Origin of the sequence: Compostibacillus humi (assembly GCF_014637175.1) — a bacterium.
Taxonomy (GTDB): domain Bacteria; phylum Bacillota; class Bacilli; order Bacillales; family Amphibacillaceae; genus Oceanobacillus; species Oceanobacillus humi.
Map to the genome: position 1 here is coordinate 1 of NZ_BMEV01000168.1, position 513 is coordinate 513.

General features: G+C 44.8%; 1 protein-coding gene. It reads left to right on the top strand.

What is annotated here, in order from left to right; genetic code table 11:
* A partial coding sequence (locus IEV18_RS17140) for a reverse transcriptase domain-containing protein (protein ID WP_268235436.1) occupies positions 1–513 on the top strand: 513 nt, incomplete at both ends.

Genomic DNA, 513 nt, shown 5'->3' on the forward strand with positions numbered 1-513 from the left:
CACAAAAGACCTGCGGAACCATTTGGTAGAAAATTGGACAACCATCCTTACCCAAATAAGGTCGGGTACCTATCAACCAAAACCAGTCCGTCGAGTCGAAATCCCGAAACCAAACGGTGGAATTAGGAAGTTAGGTATCCCTACGGTAACAGACCGTTTCATCCAACAAGCCATCGCCCAACAATTAACGTTGGTATTTGACCCAGCATTCTCGGAGTTCAGTTACGGATTCCGTCCGAACAGGAGGGCACTTACCGCGGTCAAACAGGCTAGAGCTTATATAAAAGAAGGATATCGCTGGGTAGTAGATATGGATTTGGAGAAATTCTTCGATAAAGTAAATCATGACCGATTAATGGCAAAACTTGCGAGTAAAATTAAAGACAAAGCACTCCTTCGCCTTATCCGACGCTTTCTACAAGCTGGTGTACTGGAAAATGGGCTGGTTCGTCCAATTACAGAGGGAGCACCACAAGGTGGCCCATTAAGTCCGTTACTTTCCAACATTGTATT